Below are 18,705 nucleotides of genomic sequence, written 5' to 3' on the forward strand. Positions count from 1 at the left end.
TTTCAAGGACGCCATCGCCGGCAAGCCGGCTCCTACAGGTTTGCGTTCTCGCCTGCGATTTGGGTGTGTTCAGCCGGTTTTTCGAGACTGGCACAGACACACAAACGCTTGGCAGCCACAGCAATTCCCCCCTTCTGCCAGCGAGGCAGAATCGAACTGCAAAAATCTGCCAATGCACTTGCGATTTGCACGAACAATAATTCAGGGAGTTCCCCCTAATGCGAGCCACCAGGATCACCGTACAGTCAGCGCTGAGTCTCAGCCTGCTGGTACTGGGTTTGAACAATGCCAGCGCGGATCTGCCCGCTGACACGATCGGCCAGACTGTTCTGGCATTTCCGCCGGAAGTTCATCGGGCCTTTATCGTCGACGTCGAATTCGAAAGTTTCGTGGCGGGCCGTGTCACCGTGGTCGACCCCGATAAAAAGCGCGTGCTCGGCATGGTGCCGACTGGTTTTGCTGCGCCCTCGACGCTCAGCCACGATCAGAAAACCCTCTACAGCGCCGACATCTGGTATTCGCGCGGCACCCGTGGCACCCGCACCGACGTGCTGACCGCGTGGGACAGCTCGACCTTGTCGCCGGCCTGGGAAGTGCTGATTCCGAACAAGCGCGCCGAGTCGCTGACCCAACGCTACGGCTTGAAGACCAGCGGTGATGACCGCTTCGTCTACGTCTACAACTTCACCCCGTCGACCTCGGTGACCGTGGTCGACACCCAGGCCAAAGCCGTCACCGCCGAACTGGCGATTCCCGGTTGCGTGCTCAACTACCCGATCGGCAATCGCCGCTTCGCCTCGCTGTGCGGCGACGGCAGTTTGCAAGTGATCACGCTGAACGATCAGGGCCAGGAAACCGCACGCAGCCGCACGCCATTCTTTGACCCGAACGCGGAAAAACTGGTGGAACGCGCGGTGAACGTCGGCGACACCTATTACTTCACCACCACCACGGGCACCGTGCGCCCGGTGGATTTCTCGGCCGACGCACCGAAAATCCTGCCGTCCTGGTCGCTGACCAGCGACGAGGAAAAGAAGGCCGGCTGGGCACCGGGCGGCTGGCAGCTGATGGCCGTCGCGCCGAAGCTGAACCGCTTGTACGTGCTGATGCACGACGCGCACGAACCGATGAAGTGGGAAGACCCAAGCCCGCTGATCTGGGCGTTTGATCTGAAAACCCACAAGAAGGTCGCCACGCTGGAGGCACCGGTTCCGGTGTGGAGCATGCAGGCCACCGGCGACGACAAGCCGCTGCTGCTGGGCGCCGACGTTGCAGGCGGTTTGCAGATCTTCGACCTGAAGACCAACACGCTCACCGGCAGCATGGCAAAGGTCGCGAAAACCGCGACTCAGGTCATGAGCTACTAACCGAGGTTCGGCCATGCACTTAGATCCGATCTTCATCATTGCCAGCGCCCTCGCCATCGCGGTGTTGCTGGCCAGTGCCGCGACCCACAAGGTGCGCGCACCGGCACGTTTTGCCCGGCAACTGGCGGACTACCAATTGCTGCCCGACGTGGCCGTACGCCCCGTCGCACGCGTCATTCCGGTGGTTGAACTGGCCATCGCCTTTGCGCTGCTGGTGCCGGTCAGCCGTGCCTGGGCAGCGTTGGGCGCCGCCAGCCTGATCGCACTGTATGCCGCGGCCATTGGCATCAACCTGTGGCGCGGCCGTCGCGATATCGACTGCGGCTGTGCCGGCCCGGACCAGGCCCAACCGCTGCGCCCGTTTCTGCTGCTGCGCAACAGCGCGCTGGTGGCGCTGGCGTTGCTGGCCAGCGTCTCGCCGGTGGTTCGTGACCTGGGTTTTTTCGACGGCTTCGTGACTGTCGCCGCCAGCGCCGTCGCGCTGCTGATTTACGCCGCAGCCGATGGCTTGCTGGCGAACTCCCCTCTTCTGCTCAAACTGATTGGTAGGTGATCAATGGAAGGCTTAATCGTTTCCAACGTTCTGCTCTGGGTACTGCTGGTGGCCGTGGCGTTTGCCGTCATGGGCCTGGTCCGGCAGATTGGTGTGCTGCACGGCCGTCTGGCCCCGGCCGGTGCGTTGATGATGGACAAAGGCGTGGCGGTCAACGAAGCCGCGCCACAGGTCACCGCTTCCGACCGCAAAGGGCGCCCGGTCAACTTCGGCTATGCCGGCGAGAAATCGCAACTGCTGTTCTTCCTCTCGCCAACCTGCCCGATCTGCAAGTCGCTGCTGCCGGCGATCAAATCCATCGCCAAGGAACAGGCCGATCGCCTCGACGTGGTGTTTATCAGCGATGGCGACATGGACGCCCAGCAAAAGCTGATCACCGAACACAAACTGGAAGACGCCACTTATGTGGTCGGGCCTGAAGTGGGCATGACCTACCAGATCGGCAAGCTGCCGTACGCCGCGCTGATCGACAAGAGCGGCACCCTGCGCGCCAAAGGCCTGGTCAATTCCCGCGAGCACCTGGACAGCCTGTTCGAAGTCGAGCACCTGAAAAGCGCGACGCTGCAGGAATACCTCAACAGCCAGCCGCATGCACACGACCACAGCCACGGCCATAGCCACTGATAAGGCAGGAGACTTTCATGAAACTGCTGGATCTGTTGTTTGAGCGTTCGACTCGTCGTGTTGCCGACACCACTTCGCGACGCAAACTGCTGTCGCGCATGGGTTCTCTGATGGTTGCCGGCGCCGCGTTGCCGCTGCTGTTGCCGCTGGATCGCACCAGCAAAGCCCTGGCCGCCGATAACCCGAAAGCCGGTGACCCGGGTGATCCGAACACCTGCGACTACTGGCGCTACTGCTCCATCGATGGCTTTTTGTGCAGCTGCTGCGGAGGATCGGTGACGTCCTGTCCGCCAGGCACGGAAGTGTCGCAAGTGACCTGGATCGGCACCTGCCGCAACCCGGCCGACGGCAAGGATTACATCATTTCGTACAACGACTGCTGCGGTAAGCAGAGCTGTGCGCAGTGCGCCTGCACCCGTAACGACAGTGAAGAACCGGCCTATCGCCCGTTCAACAACAACGATGTGAACTGGTGCCTGGCCGCCAAATCGCACATCTACCACTGCACCGTTTCGATCATTCGTGGCGTCGCGGTTTAACGCTTGATTGCGGTTGGCTATTTGTAGGAGCCGGCTTGCTGCGGGCGGCGTTCCGACGATGGCGTCTCTGAAAACGCTATCGCCAGCAAGCTGGCTCCTACAGGTCCGTTTTTCTCCTGCACAGGTGGAGGTGCTGCTTATGGGTAGGTTGCTCATCCTCGGTCTTGTCTGCGCCATGACCGCCCCGCTCGTTCATGCCAGGGCCATCCCGGACCCGGCGCAACGGCATGCGCCGGGCAATGAAGCCCTGCAAAAACCGATTGCCCAGGCCGGCTACAGCGTTGGCGTGAATTACCAATTGCAATGCGCCGGTTGTCACTTGGGCAATGGCATGGGTTCTGCCGCGAATGACACGCCCCGGATGGCGGGGTTTGTCGGCAACTTTCTGAAAGTGCCGGGCGGCCGCGAGTTTCTCGTGCGCGTGCCGGGCATGTCGCAGTCCGCGCTGGACAACGCGCAACTGGCCGACCTGCTCAACTGGTTGATCCGTGCCGACGGGATGGCGGGCAAAAGCACGCCAGCTGACTATCAGCCTTACAGCGCCGACGAAGTGGCGGCACTGCGCGCAGAAACCATGCTCAACCTCCCCGGCACCCGCGCCGGCCTGATCCAGCAAATGCGTGCGCAAGGCATCGCAATTGAAGACGGGATGAACAACTGACAACGGCTTGAAGCAAAGCCGTCATTGCAAAAACGGGGGCCCGTTCCCCCGCCCTTCCGCGACGCCAACTCTCCTCTGCGATAACAAGACGACCTTGCGGCAAACGCCGTGCAGGCGTCTCTCCGTGGTTTGCCCGGCACCTTGTGTCCGAGTGCATTTTTATATATGGATGTTGTCTGAATCCGTAGCTATAGAATGAATGTGTGCACAGTGGTGCTAAAGTGACAGCACCTGTCTTCGTCTCACCGGATTTACGCATTTGAGGGTGCAAACCTGTCACAAGTATGAGCAGCTTGTCGGTGACGCTGAGGCTCTCAAAATGAGGGCTGTGTTGACCTGAATCTCGTCATTACCGAGCGCAAGGGAAAGCAAATGAGGTCTAAAGATGATATTTGAGCCTAACAGTACCCGTTCCGTTCTCCAGCGAAGAAGCAGTACCAGTATCGTTGTTCAGGCCGGTCTCGATTGCGTTGCGGTAACCGGTGTTGCGTGGTTCTTGATCAATTATCACATAGGCTTCATCTCGCAAGACTACGTCATCATGCTCCTGCTGCTGCTTGGCGCGCTGGCCGTCGTGTACGACCACTATGCCATTTACCGCAGCAATGTCGGGTTCACTGTCAAAGCCTTCAAGCTTCTGAAGGCATGGACCGCGACCTTTGGTTTTCTCGTTGCCATGGCTTTCCTGACCAAAACCAGCGAACGGTATTCGCGGCTATTGGTTGGGGAGTTATTTGTTCTTGGCTATTTCGCCCAGTTGTTTTTGCACCTCGCCTCACGGGAAATGCAGAAGAAATTCCTGGCCCACCCGACGCAACTGGAAAACTCGCTGATCATTGGCTCGGGCGAGTTGGCGAGCTACCTCCACAAGAAAATCAGTAACAACCCCTGGCTCGGTGAACGCATCGTTGGCTGTGTGTTGATTGGCGCGGACGATGACTGGGCAAAGGAAGGCGTGGAAGGCGCACCACGCCTGTCGATACTGGGCAATATCTCTGATCTTGATGAGTTGGTTGTCAAACACGCCATTCGTACCGTCTATTTTGTGACCCCAGTGGGTGGTTCCGAAGTTATTCAGAAGGTTTATTTAAGCCTGTTCGACAAACACGTCAGGGTTAACTGGGTGCCTGACATTTTCGCCTTGAAGTTGATCAACCACAGTGTTCGCGAGATTGCCGGCATTCCCGTGCTGACCTTGTCCGAAACTCCGCTGATGGGGATGCGACTGTTTCTGAAGAATCTCGAAGACAAGGTCGGCGCTTTTCTGATCCTGCTTTTTGCGGCGCCAGTGCTGGCGTTAGTTGCCCTTGCGATCAAGATCGATAGCCCCGGCCCCGTGTTCTTTCGTCAGCAACGCATGGGGTGGAGCGGCGAAGTTTTCAGTATCTGGAAGTTCAGAAGCATGGTGGTCCATCAGCCGTCGGACGGCACCGTCAAGCAGGCACAAAAGAATGATCCACGCGTGACCAGGGTGGGCGCCTTTATTCGCAAAACCAGCCTCGATGAGCTGCCGCAATTGTTCAACGTGTTGATGGGCGAAATGTCGCTGGTGGGGCCTCGCCCGCACGCGATTCAACACGACGTGCAGTACTCGCCCGATGTCTCGGGCTACTTTGCGCGACATAACATTAAACCGGGTATCACCGGGCTGGCGCAGGTGCGGGGCCTTCGCGGTGAAACGAAAGATGTAGAACAAATGATTCGCCGGGTTGACTCAGACATCGAGTACATCAACAACTGGTCGCTCTGGCTCGACTTCATCATTCTTTTACGGACGGTATCTGCCTTCTCCGGCAAACAGGCCTATTAATCCGTGGTGAAACTGTAGGAGCAGCACGATGACGGAAACAGGTCCAGCGTGCGCTCGACCTCATCGGGGTCGATAGTAAAACCATTACCCGCGGGAGTACCGACGACAAAACCAAAGTGTTGATGGTCACGATCGGTCAGGTACTTGAAATAGCAGATGAAACGCTCAGGAGGTTGCAACACCAGCAGCGAACCACCCGGCGGCAATACATTAACCCCATGGATCAATTGACTGCCCTCGACCCCTATCACGGTCCTTGCACCGGCACAGGTCGCGACAATGGTCGCAACATCGCACAGCGCCGGGTCGAGAATGCGAAAACCCCGACGATCACGCAGACGCTCAGCCAACTCCATTTCGTTACGCAACAAGCGTAAATCGCCGCGACCACCTCTCAGGATAAACACGCCTGGATGAGCGCTCGTGTTGACGTGAGACAGCAACTTTTCGCCCATTGCACGGAAGCGCAGATGCTTGTGGCGATTTTGACTTATGTCGTCAAAGATCACGAGTTCACGAAAAAACGCATTACGTAAACGAACCGGCTTCATGCCAAGCCAGTCCTCATAACCGGAGGTGTGAAGGATGCCGTTCCTGGTGGTGGAAACAATGTTGGCGGAGGGAGCCGTGGTCACTGGAACGCCTTCGTTGCAGGCCAGTGAATAGGTCAGGCAATCGTCCGTCAGCCAACTGCCAAACCACTTGTTGCCCCCCGCCGTGCAATACAACGCGCCGCGCTCGATTTCGTTTTCGACGCGAACCCCCGGCAGCCGGCCAACGCCAGGCGTCAACCAGGATTTGGCGCTTCCTTTGTAGAGCGCGCCATCGATCATCCAGACATCTTTGAGCAAATAACCCCGGGTCGGTCCATGTTCAACACGACCGATGCCTTCCATTGTGCGACGAGGATGTTCATGGGGATAAAAAAGTTGCTCTTCCCATCCCGTCACACGTTCAAGTTGATTGGGAAGAAAGAAGGCGGGTTGAGCAAACGCGACTTCACCCGGCGCAATATCCCAGGTTTTCACCGCCATACTTTGCAGCGTTAATGCTGGTTTCCGGGCAAGGCGTGTTTTAAAGAGGTGTTTATAAGCCGCCAGGCTCCACTTCGCCGGGCCGCTACTTGCCAACGCGCTGAATTCCGACATAGACACCCCCGGCGCAATATGATTACACAGTATTTACAGCCAACTATTTTTCAATATCTCAAGTGCAGAGCACAGTTTGCAGAATGGGCGGCGACTTCAAATGAGCGTAGCGACTACGCAAGTTATCGAGCAGCGTGGCGTCCGGCGCCCTGGAACAATGGAGATACAGTTTGGATAGTCCCCCAAAGCCCATTTCACGATATCGATTTGCAACTTCTTCATCACTTGGCCCGTCGGGTATTCCAAGATGAAGTGTCAGATGTTTGCCTTCTACAGCAAAAAGCGGTGTCTCCCACAGAAACTGCGCAGCGCCGGTCCTGGGCAGCCGAACAAACACGTAGCCATGGTTTCCCAGCGTATCGACATCGCCGCCGCGCCTTCTTTTCCACTCAAGAAGCCCGTCGTCCGGACGTGCCAGACACGTCCCGATATCGTAGTAATCAAATCCGTTTTCTATTGCCCACTCAAGCGCCATGAACGTGGTGATGGAATTGACTTCACGTAATATCCTGGCATCTGAAAACACCTCGTCAGGGTAGCCAAAACGCACGGTGCTCCAATAGCGCTTGCCCGCGCGAGTGACGACGCACCCCAGATGGCAGGCAACAACCTGGTCTTCCAACACCACCAGATCGAGGCGTCCGGCTCTTTTAGCCACCCGTTGAACTTCATGTGATGCAATTTGCGAGGCGGCTGCGCCATGACGAGCCCTGGCGTAGGGTTGAAGCATTTCCCGATCCGCCGTTTCAATCTCATCATCGTTCAATGCTTGCTTCATGCCGTAGCGCAACCGGTTCTTGCGTAGATTGCGCCGTAACTCGGTGTTGTATCGCGCCGTAATCTCATCAATGGATCTGCGCAGTGGCACGACAGCACTCAGGTATTGCGGCACATACAATGCACCCCAGGTCGGCATGTCACTGACAACGACCGTGCGGTCTGATTTCGACAGGTTATCAACCCCCTGAGTCTCAGCCCCCAGGAGCACCTTCACAAATTCCCGCTGGGATTTTCTGCCCACATAAAGAATGTCGTAGCGGCTGTCTTCCCGCAGTTTGAACCTGGCGATTTCCCAGCGCCAAACACAGGCGCGCGCGGCTATGTCACGTAACCAGGCGAGCGCTTTTCTTAGCTCAAATCGCATGGAAGGCGACATTAACTTGTGTATCAGTTTTGATATATATGCGTTCATTTGCTTATTAGCACACATCAAGAAGCGTTCATTTGAGTTTTCAAACCAATAGATCAAACACTCGAAATGAGAGTCGATAGCTCACCACGCTTTTCAAAATATGCGGCAAACCATAACTACCAATATGATGTGCGCTGTTTTTTGAATGTACGTCCAGCTGTCTTTCTTGCGAGAAACTCGCCATTCACTCTCTGTAATCAAGATTTTCTGACGTCATTTATTCGTCTCCAACCTTAACAAAAAAACGCTCCAACTCATCCACCGAGTCGGTAATACAAGGGTGAGTAAAGATGCTGGCGCAGAGTTTTGCAAGATATTTCAGACGTGCTTTTCAGGCAGCCCGAACATTAAAACTGACGTCAAATTCCTGTTACGTCAGGAACTTCGACAAATGAGTGTGCGTAACAAAAACTTTGGGTTACCCACGATATAGCGAGTGAATAAACGCTTGGGCTCACTGAGCAGCCTGAACACCCACTCGCAACCGAGGCGACGCACCCATTGCGGAGCACGCGTCACCTTGCCGCCGAGAAAATCCAGGATCGCCCCACCGCATACCACCAGGCATGGCACGCCACTGGCGGCCAGTCTCGCGGCAACGACTTCCTGCTTGGGCATGCCCATCCCCAGCACCACCAGTTCCGGCAGTGACTGACGGGCAAGGTTGACGTAATCATCCACCCCTGCAAAACCATGGTGAGCAGAGACGACATTGACCGCAAACACCGCTTCGCAATGCCGCACCGCGTTGGCCAGAAAGGTCTCTTCAGTCCCCCAGAACGCCACGCGCCGGCCCTTGTAGGCGGCCAGTAATTTGGGGATGAAATCGGTGCCGTTCATATTCAGCCCCGGTTCGAGACCGAGTCGGCGATACAGGATGGCCATGCCGGAGCCATCCCGTAACAACACGTCAGCCGCCGACAGCGCGTCGTAATAAGCGGGGTTGGCCGTCACCAGGTTCATGGCATGGGCATTGACGAATCCAAGCACTGTCGTCCCCTCGGACCGGGACAATGCATCAATCAATTGTTGTTCGTCGCCAGCATCGCGAACCACCCTGAGTTTGCGCAGGATGGTTTGCCAGTTGTGCTGCCAGGATAAGGGGCTCATCAGGTGTCATCTCGCTTCGAACGCACCCAGTCGACCTGGCGCTTGAGCACAAAACCAACGTACAGCGGGATTTTCTTCAACGCGTAGAACGGCGCATACAACAAGGCTGAAAACGCGATGATCCCGCGACCGAACCGACTCCATGCCAGCAAGGCAGTCACGCCCAACAGTGCGAGCCCGAAAGACGCGATCAAGGCTGGCGTCAACGCGCCGCCGAGCAACACCACCAGCCATGAGAGGCTGAAGGCGACCACCAGCAGCAACGTCAGCAAGGCCAGCGGCGGGACCAGTAAATCCGCGGTCATTGCCAGAAGGTTCAAGTTGCCTTTGCGGATAGCCTCTAACAGCAACCTTGGCGCATCACTGAGGATGACCCCGAGATGACCATGTTCCCAGCGTGTGCGCTGGATGCTCAGGCCTTCGTCGCTGCGCGGAAAATCACTGCTGACCAACGCATCGGGGCAAAACAGGGGCGGTTTGCCGCTTCGGCAGAAATCCAGGCCCATCTTCAAATCTTCGACGATGTGGCCACTGGCTAATTCGATCAACGCCAGATCCCGCCAGGCGAACGCCATTCCCGAGCCCATCAACGAACAAGGCAACCCCAGTCGGGCCCACCCCTGCGCTCGCACCTGATTTTTCACGCACCAGGCGAATTCGGCAATTTGCACTTTCAACCCGGAGCCTGCAGGCGCATGCATCAAGTACAGGGCCTGTGTTGGACGCCCGGAGTCGATGCAGCACAGTGCCAAACGCTCAATCGAGCCTTCACCCACCCGCGAATCGGCATCGACAACAATCATCACGTCCGGTGCATCGCTGGTCAGGTAACGCACCCCGAAGTCCAGTGCATACCCCTTGCCTCGCTGCTGAGCATTGCTGCGTTCCACCACCTCGGCACCCGCGGCGCGGGCCAGCGCGGCCGTGTCGTCAGTACAGTTGTCCGCAACAACCACCAGGCGATCGCCCGCCAACAGTTGCGGCAGAATGCTGTTCAACGTCGCGACGATCAGCGAGGACTCATTGTGAGCCGGCACCAGCACCGCCACCCTCGGTCGCGACCCTTGCGCGGGTGCAAGCGGTCGCACCGGCAGGCTGGCCAGCAGCACCTGCACGAACAACACCCACACCGGCAGGACGATGAGTATCAGCAGTGCACTGAACAGCCAACCCAGTAACGTGATCATGCGTGCGCCTTGAACAATTCAGCCAGCTTGGCTGCTTCGGTATCGATATCGTGCCGCTCCAGCACCCGCTGATACGCGGCATCGCCCATCCGCTGCAACACCTCGACAGGTTGCGCGAGGCAGTCGGCCAGCGCCACCGCCAACTCATCCACGGCACCTGCGGGAAACAACCAGCCGTTCTCGCCCTGACGCACCAGTTCGGGAATGCCCGCCACGTAGGTCGTCAGCACGGGCCGGCGCAAGGCCATGGCTTCCATGATGACCACCGGCAAGCCCTCGCCGAAGCTCGGCAACACCAGGGCCCGCGCCGCCAGGATTTGCGCCCGCACCTGATCGCTGCTGATCCAGCCGGTAATGCGCACCTGCGCCTGCAAGCCGTGCCGCGCAATCAGGGTTTCGATCTCTGCACGCATCTCCCCGTCGCCGGCCAGTACGATCTCGAACGCCACGCCTTGCGCCGCCAGTTTTCGCGCCGCCTCAAGCAACAACAGTTGCCCCTTCTGCTCGCACAAGCGCCCCACGCACACCAACCGCGGCACGGACGGCACAGCGACAGCCGGCACCTCATGAAACGCCCGCTCCAGGCCGCAGTGAACCACCTTGACCTTTTCCCAATGCGCATGCTCCACCCAGCGAAACAACTGGCTGCGCCCATAGGAACTGATCGCTGCGACAAACGCCGCGCGCCGGACTTTCTCGCCCAGATGGATAAATTGTGGTTTGTCGAACTCTTCCGGGCCGTGCACGGTAAAGCTGTACGCAGGCCCGCCGAGCGCATGGGCCAACATCACCACCTCGGTTGAATTGGTGCCGAAATGCGCATGCACATGCCTGGCGCCGAACACTTGCAACCAGGACAACAACCGGCACGCCTCGAACAAATAGATCACATGGTACGGCCACGGCCGATCGGCACGCAGCCCCATGCGCAACGCCAGCCACAGCGTCGAAAAAAAGCGTCGCGGCTGAGCGCGCAGCACTTGCAGCACCGGCCCTGCCAGCGCTTTGACTCCGCCCTGCAACACATAGTGGGTCTGGGCTTGTTCGGACACGTCCTCGGCATCCACCAACTGCGCATCCCAGCCGCGCAGGGCAATGCGCTGCACTTCAAAGCCCTGACGCTCCAATGCCAGAATCTCGCGACGAATGAAGCTATGGCTGACTTTGGGGTATTGATTGATGAAGTAAGCGATACGCATAAGCACCAAGCTTGGCTGTCGTTGCGGTGAATGATTACAGCGGGGCATCCCACAGTAGTTCAGTGGCCTGGAACGTCAATCAGCCCCACGCGGGTCGCTATAACTGCCAATCAACACGTCATCTATCTTTTTGAACGTGTCCTCCAGCAACTCATAACGCCTGCGGTACATGGCGCGTTTTTTCGACGCGATACTCTCAAGCGGTTTGCTCGACGGGGCCATGGGGATTTCAAAGAAGTCTTCCCGCGCTGACGGCGTCGCGCCATGTTCCAGCCAGATCACATCGTAATTGGCCGCCAGGTCCTGGGTTTTTTCAGCACCAAAATAGGCGTGCCGGTGATGACGGAACCCGTCGCTTACTGCGTAGATCCTTTCAACGCCAATCCGGGTCGCGATGTATTTAATGACTTCAATCAGAAAGCTTCGTGGCCGAAGACCTTCGAAACTTTTTGTCAGCTCCCGGTAAATGTCCAGGGAGCGTTCGCTCTCTACCCCTTTGTGAATCCCTTGCACGGCACCGATGAAAATACACAGCTCACCCTCGGTGCAACACAAGGTGAACGCAATCGATGCAATGCGTAAATCACCCTGAAACAGGTTCAATACCAGCTCGCCTTCACGCATAAACCAAATGGGTCGATCCAGCACCAGGGAACAATCGGCAGCGAAGCCCGACAAGTCACTCAACACCAGACTTTCACTTCGACCAAACAGCAATAGCTGCGGACAGCTTTTCGTCACCACCTCATAGTGCGAGGCCAACACACTCAGTCGGTCCTGAGGGTTCCAGCTTTTGCTGATGTAGGGCCAATGAACGACCCCCACACAATCCCCGCCCAACTTCGCAAAACCGGCGCTGCCCAAAGCGTTCGACATGCGCCCGGTGAACAGCTTGAGGTCAGCCCAGTTCTTTGCCACTAAAATCATTAATTCGAGCTTGTTTTTCACGGCTCTCAATGAATAACCAGCATGCAAAGAAAACGCGTTTTTCAGCAGTTGCCAGTTATTCATTTAAGTCTCACTTGTATTCGATCAACGCGGACTTGCGAGCGCCGAACCTGTTCAAAAGAAACTTCAATTGCCCCAGCATCTCGGGAAATTTTCCCAGCACCAGAAAGAATGCCTGCAACCAGTTTTCCCGCGCGGATCCCGAACCCCGACGGGCCAGGCGCACGACCTGCAATGGGTAGACCAGCAACAACAGCAGGCCAGCCCCTCCCAGCACCAGGCTGGCGAGAACAGTTGCCAGCGGAATGCCCAGGCCCCAGAACCACGCGCGGCGTGACTCACGCAGCCAATGCTGCTCGGGGGCCGCCCCATGCAAATAAGCACCTTCGGCAAAAGCGTAGCCGCCGCGCAGGGTTCGCTTCCACCATTGGCCGAACCGGGTCATGGTCGCATCGTGCAGGGTCATTTCCTCAGGCAGCCGCCAGACCTTCCAGCCCTTGGCACGCAGCCGCACACACAACTCGGGCTCTTCCCCGGCAATCAGATCCGGGCGAAACCCCGACACATCGGCGAAGGCGTCAGCCCGCATCAACGCATCGCCCCCGCAGGCCTTGGCCTCGCCTATCGGCGTGTCCCATTCGAGATCGCACAACAGGTTGTAAATCGAATGCTGAGGAAAGCGTTCACGGCGCCGCCCACACACCACCGCCACCTCAGGGTGCGCATCCAGAAAGGCTTGCGCCTTTGGCAGCCAGCCGCCGACGACCTCGCAATCACCATCGACGAACTGCACATGACGCAGCGAAGGCAACACGCGTTGCACGCTGGCAAATCCTTCATTGCGCGCGCGTGCAGCGGTAAAGGGGATGCTCATATCCAGCTCGACCACCTCGACGCCAAGCGCCTGCGCCATTGGCACCGAACCATCGGTTGAGCCGGAGTCGACATAAACGACCTGCTGCGCGGCATCAACCAGCGACGCCAGGCAACGCTGCAACCGCTGGCCTTCATTACGACCGATCACAACGACACCCATGCCGGTAGTCATGACGTTCACTCAGCGCCGCCATCGAAACAGGCCTTCGGATAACTCATGAGTATTCCTCTGTTTCTACTGACTTCCTTTTCTTGATGGTCGCGGGCACACCCACGGCCACCGAGTCGTCGGGTACGTCGGTCAGTACCACGGCGTTGGCGCCGATCACGACATTGTTACCAATGCGGATGTTGCCCAATACCTTGGCCCCGGTGCCGATATCCACATTATTGCCAATCACCGGGGCAATCGGCTCGTTCACATTCTTCAGGCCCACGACGACGCCATTGCGGATCCGGCAATCATCGCCAAACTGCGCATAACCACTGATCACAATGCCGCCGAAATGATCGATGACGAAGTTGCGCCCGACCACGACTTCACAGGGCAACTCGATGCCCGTCATGATCTGCACCAGTTTGAAGAGCACTTTATAGATAAAGGAGAGCAATTTACGCAGCAGTGCCGGGCGCACACCGTAGCGCCAGCGCCCGAAGCGATAAACCAGCATGACCCAGAATCCCTGAGCGCCCCAATCACCACCATAGGCACGCAAGTCCGCCCGTATATTCTCGAACATTGATTGACCTACCGTGTGGGTTGGGTAGCGAGTCGGGTTTCACGCAGCAGCGCCCAAGTGGCACGCGTATGCTGCCAGCACGCTGCGATGGCGGCTCGGCCACGACCTTTGAGCAGCGCCTTGAGCGCCAGAATCAGATCCCCCAGGCAAACCAGGAACATATGCCAGCCCAACCCCAGCAGGCCGTGGTGCTTGCGGAAGTACAACAGCTCGCTTTCGATTTGCATCCTGGGTATTTGCCGACTGACCGCGTTGAGTTCAACCACTGTTTTGGCGCTTTCACCACCGATATGCACCACCGTGGTATGCGGGTAAAAAACCACCTTCCAACCGGCCTGTTTGACGCGTTTGCAGTGGTCAACTTCCTCGTAGTAAAGGAAGTAGCGCGGGTCGAACAAGCCCACCTGGTCGATGACTTCCCGGCGAATCAGGTAATAGCAGCCGGGCACCCAGTCGCATTCACGGACCGAGTCGTGATCCCATTCCATGTCGTCGACCCGCTTCACCACCGGGAAAAAGCGCTCAAGCCCTGCACGGGAAAGGAAGACATTCAACGGTGTGGGGAAATAGCGGCAGGAGGGTTGCAAGTCGCCTTCGCGTCCGACCAGCCGAACGCCAAGCACGCCGCAATCAGGATGAGCCTCCATGTATTCGAGGGTTTTGTTCAGGGTGTCGGCGGCAACAAAAGCGTCGGTATTGAGGAGTAACGCGTACTTGCCCTGCAAGTGTTCAACCAACTGATTGTTGGCACGGCCAAAGCCCACATTTTTGTCATTGGCCAGCAGCAACGCCTCCGGGCAAATGGAGGCCAGACACTCCAGCGAATTGTCGGCAGAGGCATTGTCCACCATCAAGTAGCGCGTCAGATCCGCACTGTTTGACTGGCGCAATGCATCAAACATCGGCTGCAACAGCTTCGCTGTGTTGTAGTTGACGACCAGCACATCAAGGGGCGTATTGATCATTTGGGTGACTCGCCAAAAAAGTACTGCACTCGCATGGCCATCAGCGCCGGCTCCACGCCTGGATCATAGGCACCGTTGCGTTCTCTGATCAGGTCCATCCACGGATAGTCGTTGCAGCGCGTCTCGAATTTTTTCATCAGCTCGTCAACGGTACAAATGACCCTCGCTGGATTGCCCGCGACCACGACACCAGGCGGAACATCTTTCCTGACAACAGCACCTGCGGCGACAATTGAGCCCGGACCTACGGTCACACACGGCATGATGATCGCAGCATGCCCGACAAAGCAGTTGTCACGGATGTCGACAGGTCCGACAGCATCGAGTTTTACGTTGTAGATAGTGGAGAAGAAAACGGCACCATCGTGGCAGAACAGTGTGCAATCCGCTAAAGCGATGTTGTTGCCGAGGCGCACCAGCGAAGGGTCAGCGATATTGCACCCGACATTGATCCACACATTGCTGCCGACGGAATGCAGTGATCCCCAGCGCGCCAGATATCGAGCCCACTCGAACCCGTCAGGATTACAAAACCGTTTAAAGAGCCAGCGTCCCCGCCCCGTTTTGTTGACGTAATAACTTACAGCACGTCTTGCCAGCCCTATCATCCTGTCAGCCTCACAAATCCTGCGATGTTCATCCGTGCCAGAGCCAGGTACACCCCGGTTTTTTTGATTGTAGTATCAGGAATATCTGCCCGCCGGGCCCTCTTGATGATTGAGATGATCTGCCAGCCTCAGGGTAAGCTGTAAAAGCGGCATGGTCGGATTGCTCGCACCGGCTGTAGGAAAGACACTGCTGCCCGCCACGTAAAGATTCTCGGTGCCGAACACTTTGCAGTTCTCGTCGACCACACCGGACTCAGGCGCCGAGGCCATCCGTGTAGTCCCCATATGATGAGCATGGGGCGTCACTTTCAGTGGCACAGAGACGTCATACACGTACTCATGCAGCTTGACGAAGCCCAACCCCGTTTCGGCAAAACACTTCGCCACCTCCAGCCCTATCGATTTGATGGTATGCCTGTCTTCGAGGACCAGCTCCCAGTTGATGTTGACCTTGCGCATCCCCAAGACATCTCGCGCCTCGAGCAAATTGACGCGGCTGTTAAGGTTGGGAAATTGTTCGATGAGGGTGGTAATCACCCCGTCGCCAGGGCAATTGAAATTCGTAATGAAATCGATCTTGTGCCCCATTCCGACGTCGCAGACGAGGGTCTCCAGAAAACCCTTGATGGCCGCTGTTCGCCCATAGGCTTTGACCTCCGCCAGCAACGCAGCAGAAACGTTCCCTTTACCTGACTGAAAGTGCGCGACAAACGCATCGGTGGTGAAATACTGCCGAGGCTCGGTACTCTGCCCCTCCCCCAGAATGAAGGTGCCCAGCTCGAGGTTCAGGTGTTCCATGAAACATCTGCCGACGAAACCGTCCTTGCTGACAATGCCGGCGGATGCCAGGGACTCGCTGTTCATCAGCTGCCGGGCATTCTCGATGGCGCCCGTCGCGAGAATGAATTGCTTTGCCTTCACTCGTTCCCGGTGCTTCTCGTAATCGGACACAACGATGGTGGCTATGCGGCCGGTCTTGGCATCGAACTCAAGATCGACACAGTTGCAATTGATGAAGACATCAAGCCCCTCGGTCTCTTGAAGTTCCTCGGCGTATTTTTGTGCAAATCGTGTCGGCGGGCTCAGCAGGAAACGATCCGCGTCAAAGTCGTTGCCATCCATGGACGCATTAATGGCCTTGAATCCGGAATCCGTCGGAAGATCCACAATAGCCATGGCCGCTGGCAGATAACGCTCGATCTCGGAAAACGCGATGGGCCAGCCGGGCAGTTTGACCGGAGGAGCCATTTCGAAGTCTGACTTCTCGAAGGGACGGCAACGCCCCGCCCAGTGGTTGGACGTGCCGCCGAGAAAGCGCAGGCGTGTTTCATGTGCGTAGACATCCAGGCCTGTCGAGGGGCAGTCATAAAGGGTTTGCGAGGGTTGCGAATACTCATGCCCCCCGCCCTCGATCAGCAACACGTGCCGACCATTCCCGGCCAGGCGCAACGCCAGCGTGATGCCCGCCGGCCCGGCCCCGATGATGCAGAAGTCATAATGATCGCGGAGTTCTTTCTGCGATTGGTAATCTTTGATCATGTTCGCGTTTGCCGAAAATACTGGGCCGGCAACACCCAGCCGTTGACGACGACAAACCCGCTTTTTTCAGAAGAAGGCGAAGCAAGGAGCGAGGGCAGTCCAAATGTCATCCCCCCCAGACTTAATAGAGCGAACGCCTGGAGGAGTTCTCTGCGCCCCATCGCGGAGATATTCAAATCAAGTTCACTCATGCTTCAAGCTCCCCGACATTGAAATTGAAGACTGCAAAAGACTTGAATCAAGTCAAAGCCAATTGGCAAGGCCCAACACTAACTCCCCAAACCCGACGCCTACCAGCACCATTGGCAGTACAGCCAGCTCTCGTTTGAGATTGAACAGCCCCACACGACGGTTCACATAAACAATTAGCACAAGTGTAGGAAACGTATGCAGCGCGACACCCCAAATTGCATATTTCACGCCGCCAACGGCCAGCAGCAGCGGCAGTAACACCCATAACGAGATGGCGCGAATAATGTTATCCATGGCCTGGTACTTCGTGAGCCCCAAGGCAAGCCAGGCTTGATGCGCCACGCCATAGCGCAAGATGAAGAAAGACAGTGAGAGCACGGACATCATGTTGCCGGCCTCGGCATAACGCTCATCGTATAACCAGTGAATGATGAGAGGGCTGATGACCCACAACAGCCCGCAAATAAACAGCAAGGCGATGTCGATAATCAGTCTGAAGCGGTCATACAAAGCGCGCAGCCGTACGGTGTCATTGCTTCTTGCCGCCTCGCTGAAAGCTGGCAACGCCACGGCGCCAACCAGCCTCTGCGCGCCGAGAGTAATAGCCCCCAGAATCAGCACGGCAATGGAGTAGACGCCCAGTTCGGCGGCCGACATGCTGCCGCCGAACCAGATGCGATCGCCATTCATGGCCAATACGCCCACTGCCGACGACAACAATATCCAGCGCCCGAAGACGACCAGCTCCTGGAGCGCACTGCGATCCCACTGCAGACGGTTATGCGGGCCCTTAAACCAGAAATGCCCCAGAAGCAGACTGACCAGGGCGGAAACCAGCCCCGCCCCCACCAGCGACCAGATAGACCGGGTGAAGTAGCCGATAACCAGCATCACCAGCAGGCCGGAAATCTGGGACGCAAACTCGGCGAGCACGACTTTCTTTTGCTGGAATGCACGAACGGCCACGTCGACTTTTGTCGACTGAAAACCATAGATGAGCGCGGACAAGCCAGTAACGGCCAACACCAGCGGCAACTCCGGTGCGGCATAGGTGGATCCAGGCGACCACAGATTGATGACCTGCGCAAACCAGGCCAGGCCTGCAATCAGAAGCGTCAAGGCAAAAAGGATAAAACCGCGCACGATCTGCACGGTCCAGACGGTATTGAGAAATACCGGATCGTCACCACGCGGGCTCTGGATGATGTTCTGGCGCAAGCCCACATCGGAAAGCAAATGGATAACGACCGAAACGGTGGTAGCGATAATCATGATGCCGAACATCTCCGGCATCAGCAGGCGAGCCATGATCAGGTTGCCGCCCAGGCGCACGGCTTGAGAGGTGACAAGTGCTCCGAGATTCCATGCTCCGGCGAATATCGCTCGCTTGCGCAGGCTCAACGATGGCGATAAATCAACTGAAGGCATAACATCAATCCCGGACTCT

At 57.3% G+C, this 18,705-nt stretch carries 19 protein-coding genes; 6 read left to right on the forward strand and 13 right to left on the reverse strand.

Features of this window, described 5'->3' with window-relative positions; genetic code table 11:
* Positions 1-218: 218 nt before the first annotated feature.
* The 6 genes from KGB25_RS24380 to KGB25_RS24405 all read left to right on the forward strand — a co-directional run bounded on the left by KGB25_RS24380 (position 219) and on the right by KGB25_RS24405 (position 5,554).
* Positions 219-1,367: an amine dehydrogenase large subunit gene (locus tag KGB25_RS24380; RefSeq protein ID WP_207285941.1), complete on the forward strand. Its 1,149-nt coding sequence runs from the start codon at positions 219-221 to the stop codon at positions 1,365-1,367.
* A 13-nt stretch (positions 1,368-1,380) separates the two neighbouring features.
* Positions 1,381-1,920: a MauE/DoxX family redox-associated membrane protein gene (locus KGB25_RS24385; protein WP_223437053.1), complete on the forward strand. Its 540-nt coding sequence runs from the start codon at positions 1,381-1,383 to the stop codon at positions 1,918-1,920.
* A 3-nt stretch (positions 1,921-1,923) separates the two neighbouring features.
* Positions 1,924-2,544 carry a methylamine dehydrogenase accessory protein MauD gene (gene mauD, locus KGB25_RS24390; RefSeq protein ID WP_008041094.1) on the forward strand — a complete coding sequence of 207 codons (621 nt, stop codon included), beginning with the start codon at positions 1,924-1,926 and terminating at the stop codon, positions 2,542-2,544.
* Positions 2,545-2,561: 17 nt separating this feature from the next.
* Complete coding sequence (locus tag KGB25_RS24395; RefSeq protein ID WP_008033908.1) at positions 2,562-3,083, forward strand: methylamine dehydrogenase light chain; 522 nt, start codon at positions 2,562-2,564, stop codon at positions 3,081-3,083.
* Between the two features lie 139 nt (positions 3,084-3,222).
* A complete protein-coding gene (locus KGB25_RS24400; protein WP_008041092.1) occupies positions 3,223-3,744 on the forward strand; it encodes a hypothetical protein in 522 nt (173 codons plus the stop codon).
* Positions 3,745-4,129: 385 nt separating this feature from the next.
* Positions 4,130-5,554 (forward strand): undecaprenyl-phosphate glucose phosphotransferase, encoded by a 1,425-nt coding sequence (locus KGB25_RS24405; RefSeq protein WP_008041091.1) that lies wholly within the window; start codon positions 4,130-4,132, stop codon positions 5,552-5,554.
* On the opposite strand, the gene KGB25_RS24410 is transcribed toward KGB25_RS24405, so the two are convergent.
* The 13 genes from KGB25_RS24410 to KGB25_RS24470 form a co-directional block, all read right to left on the reverse strand.
* Positions 5,551-6,702: a glycosyltransferase 61 family protein gene (locus tag KGB25_RS24410; RefSeq protein WP_008041090.1), complete on the reverse strand. Its 1,152-nt coding sequence runs from the start codon at positions 6,700-6,702 to the stop codon at positions 5,551-5,553. The two genes, KGB25_RS24405 and KGB25_RS24410, sit on opposite strands and share 4 nt — an antisense overlap.
* Positions 6,703-6,760: 58 nt before the next feature.
* On the reverse strand, positions 6,761-7,894 hold the full coding sequence (locus KGB25_RS24415) for a hypothetical protein (RefSeq protein WP_223437083.1): 1,134 nt from the start codon (positions 7,892-7,894) through the stop codon (positions 6,761-6,763).
* 375 nt (positions 7,895-8,269) lie between these two features.
* Entirely contained in the window at positions 8,270-9,004 is a 735-nt protein-coding gene (locus KGB25_RS24420; RefSeq protein WP_192229049.1) for a WecB/TagA/CpsF family glycosyltransferase, read from the reverse strand.
* On the reverse strand, positions 9,004-10,191 hold the full coding sequence (locus KGB25_RS24425) for a glycosyltransferase family 2 protein (RefSeq protein ID WP_223437055.1): 1,188 nt from the start codon (positions 10,189-10,191) through the stop codon (positions 9,004-9,006). Before KGB25_RS24425 ends, KGB25_RS24420 begins: the two co-directional genes overlap by 1 nt.
* Positions 10,188-11,390 (reverse strand): glycosyltransferase, encoded by a 1,203-nt coding sequence (locus tag KGB25_RS24430; protein WP_223437057.1) that lies wholly within the window; start codon positions 11,388-11,390, stop codon positions 10,188-10,190. The genes KGB25_RS24425 and KGB25_RS24430 overlap by 4 nt, the downstream gene beginning before the upstream one ends.
* A gap of 75 nt (positions 11,391-11,465) precedes the next feature.
* A complete protein-coding gene (locus KGB25_RS24435) occupies positions 11,466-12,401 on the reverse strand; it encodes a DUF535 family protein (protein ID WP_223437059.1) in 936 nt (311 codons plus the stop codon).
* A gap of 7 nt (positions 12,402-12,408) precedes the next feature.
* On the reverse strand, positions 12,409-13,386 hold the full coding sequence (locus KGB25_RS24440; RefSeq protein WP_207285955.1) for a glycosyltransferase family 2 protein: 978 nt from the start codon (positions 13,384-13,386) through the stop codon (positions 12,409-12,411).
* Between the two features lie 43 nt (positions 13,387-13,429).
* Entirely contained in the window at positions 13,430-13,954 is a 525-nt protein-coding gene (locus tag KGB25_RS24445) for a serine O-acetyltransferase (RefSeq protein ID WP_008033928.1), read from the reverse strand.
* A gap of 8 nt (positions 13,955-13,962) precedes the next feature.
* The gene (locus tag KGB25_RS24450; RefSeq protein WP_008041076.1) at positions 13,963-14,919 is read right to left on the reverse strand and encodes a glycosyltransferase family 2 protein; all 957 of its coding nucleotides are present in this window, start codon (positions 14,917-14,919) and stop codon (positions 13,963-13,965) included.
* On the reverse strand, positions 14,916-15,527 hold the full coding sequence (locus KGB25_RS24455) for an acyltransferase (RefSeq protein ID WP_008041075.1): 612 nt from the start codon (positions 15,525-15,527) through the stop codon (positions 14,916-14,918). Before KGB25_RS24455 ends, KGB25_RS24450 begins: the two co-directional genes overlap by 4 nt.
* A 75-nt stretch (positions 15,528-15,602) precedes the next feature.
* A complete protein-coding gene (locus KGB25_RS24460; RefSeq protein WP_223437061.1) occupies positions 15,603-17,066 on the reverse strand; it encodes a GMC oxidoreductase in 1,464 nt (487 codons plus the stop codon).
* Positions 17,063-17,257: a hypothetical protein gene (locus KGB25_RS24465; protein WP_008041073.1), complete on the reverse strand. Its 195-nt coding sequence runs from the start codon at positions 17,255-17,257 to the stop codon at positions 17,063-17,065. The genes KGB25_RS24460 and KGB25_RS24465 overlap by 4 nt, the downstream gene beginning before the upstream one ends.
* Before the next feature lie 52 nt (positions 17,258-17,309).
* Positions 17,310-18,686, reverse strand: a complete 1,377-nt coding sequence (locus KGB25_RS24470) for an oligosaccharide flippase family protein (protein WP_223437063.1) — start codon at positions 18,684-18,686, stop codon at positions 17,310-17,312.
* Between the last annotated feature and the right edge of the window lie 19 nt (positions 18,687-18,705).

Origin of the sequence: Pseudomonas sp. BF-RE-21 (assembly GCF_019947305.1) — a bacterium.
Classification (GTDB): domain Bacteria; phylum Pseudomonadota; class Gammaproteobacteria; order Pseudomonadales; family Pseudomonadaceae; genus Aquipseudomonas; species Aquipseudomonas migulae.